Origin of the sequence: Frankia tisae, from assembly GCF_025403405.1 — a bacterium.
GTDB lineage: Bacteria > Actinomycetota > Actinomycetes > Frankiales > Frankiaceae > Frankia > Frankia tisai.
Window position 1 is genome coordinate 1 of sequence record NZ_JANEZT010000619.1, and the last position, 2,143, is coordinate 2,143.

At 72.4% G+C, this 2,143-nt stretch carries 3 protein-coding genes; 1 reads left to right on the forward strand and 2 read right to left on the reverse strand.

The genetic code is table 11. From position 1 onward, the window contains the following. Nucleotides 1–38 precede the first annotated feature (38 nt). On the reverse strand, nt 39–938 hold the full coding sequence (locus NBZ85_RS30580) for a carbon-nitrogen family hydrolase (protein WP_261560659.1): 900 nt from the start codon (nt 936–938) through the stop codon (nt 39–41). Between the two features lie 13 nt (nt 939–951). Continuing rightward, nucleotides 952–1,665 carry an MBL fold metallo-hydrolase gene (locus NBZ85_RS30585; protein ID WP_261560660.1) on the reverse strand — a complete coding sequence of 238 codons (714 nt, stop codon included), beginning with the start codon at nt 1,663–1,665 and terminating at the stop codon, nt 952–954. A gap of 71 nt (nt 1,666–1,736) precedes the next feature. On the opposite strand from NBZ85_RS30585, the gene NBZ85_RS30590 reads away from it, so the two are divergent. Then, nucleotides 1,737–2,143 (forward strand): MerR family transcriptional regulator (locus NBZ85_RS30590; RefSeq protein ID WP_498041279.1); only part of this gene is annotated, 407 nt, incomplete at its 3' end.

Genomic DNA, 2,143 nt, shown 5'->3' on the forward strand with positions numbered 1-2,143 from the left:
GGTCGAGGGGCTGGCACCACCCAGCACGGCGAGGTCGCCTACCGGCTGTTCCGAGTTCCGCGGCGGGCGGCTTCCGCAACGATGGTGACGCCGAGCCGGCGGTGGGTGAGCACCGGGAACTCGGCGCGGACCGCGGCCGGCAGGGCCGGGTCGAGCTCAGCGCAGACCCGGGCGGGGTCCTGTCCGCCCTCGGCCAGGACCACCCCCCACGGGTCGACGACGACGCTGCCCCCGGCCATGTCCCGGCCCGCGTGCCGACCCGCGACGTTGCAGGCGACGAGGTGGATCTGGTTCTCGATCGCGCGGGCGCGGGTGAGCACGCGCCAGTGCTCCAGCCGGGCCGCGGGCCACGCCGACACGACGGCGACGAGGTCGGCGCCGGCGTCGCCGAGCATCCGGAACAGTTCCGGGAAACGCAGGTCGTAGCAGGTGGCCAGGCCGATGCAGCCGAGCTCGGTGCGCACGGCGCCGGCGGTCGTTCCCGGCGTGAGCAGCCTGGCCTCATCGGACTCGTAACCGAACAGGTGGATCTTTCGATACATGTGCAGGATGTCACCGCCCGGACCGATCAGGGCCGTCGTGTTGTACAGCCGGCCGTCGTCGGCCCGCTCCACCATGCTGCCCGCGACCAGGTGGAACCGGCGTTCCCGGGCCACCTCGCGCAGCGCGGTCAGCGTCGGACCGGTCAACGGTTCCGCCTGCGCCCGGTAGGCGTCGAACTGGAAATACCCGGTCGCCCACAGCTCGGGGAGCACGACGAGGTCGGCGTCGGTCCGGCGCAGCTCGGCCAGCACCCGGCGGACCCGGTCCGTGGCGCTCTCGCCGTCCGGGCAGTCGAGTTGCAGGCACACGGTGCGGACACGGCCGGACGACGGCACGGTCGTCGGCGTCGAGGCGGTCGTCGGCGTCGAGGCGGTCATCGGTGTCGAGGCGGTCATCGGCGGCATCGGCTCAGTCCAGGCCGAGCATGGCCTTGAACTGTTGGGCACTCGCCGGCCGGAAGACGTGGTTCATCCGCCTGACGACGGCAAGATCCTCGGACGACCGCGGAGAGTACTGATGGCCGGGGAAGACGGTGGTGGTGTCCGGCAGGGTGCCCAGCCGGCGCAGGCTGTCGTACATCAGGCCGGCGTCGCCGCCGGGCAGATCCATCCGGCCGCAGCCCTCCAGGAACAGGGTGTCGCCGGCGACGAGCCGGCCGTCGACGACGAAGCACTGGCTGCCAGGGGTGTGGCCGGGGGTGTGCAGCAGCTGGATCGGGATCTCCCCGACGGTCACCACGTCGCCGTCGTCGTGCTCGACGAGCTCGGCGGCGGAGACCTCCGTCGCGCGGCGCACCCACTCGGCCTCGGCCCGGTTGACGTGGATGGGCACGTCCTGGCGGGTGAGCAGCTCGCGGATGCCCTCGATCTCGAAACCGAACGCGGAACCGCCCACATGATCGGCATGGTAGTGGCTGACGAGCGCGCCGGTGAGTCGCATGCCGTCGGCGGCGACCAGGGCGAGCAGATCGTCCACCTTGTAAGCGGGGTCGACGACCACCGCCTCGCCGGTCTCGCGGTCCCCGACGAGGTAGACGAAGTTGACCATCTGGGTGCCGACCGGGTCGCCGACGGCGAAGTCGCGGCCGGACAGCAGCTGGCGGAAGTACAGACGCTCGGTCATGCGCTCAGCGTACGAAGGTCCGCCCCGCGGTGGGACGAAGCGACCAGCCGGACGGAACTACAGTCAAGGGCATGACGGGGGATGAGCCCGCGTCGCGGACGCCGGCAGCCGGCCCCCCGCGGCCGTCCGACGCCCGGGTCACTCCCCGCCAGGTGGCGTACTGGCGTCGCTCCGGGCTGGTCCGCGAGGGCGGCCGCGACCTGGTGCAGCTCCGGATGATCGGGATGCTGCGGCGGGCCGGGTTCAGCCTGGGCCGCATCCGCGCCGTTCTGGACCGGGCGGCCCCGCGCACCGGCCAACCGGCCGGCAGCACCCGATTCGACCTGCAGCGTTACGCCGTGTATGCCGACGAGCTGTACGTCCAGCACTCCGACGGGAGCTGGGAGGGCGAGCACCGGCCAGGCCAGCTCATCCTCGACACAATGCTGCCGCTGCGCCCGATCGACGTCGCCGTCGTGTCCGAACCGCCCGCCCGCAC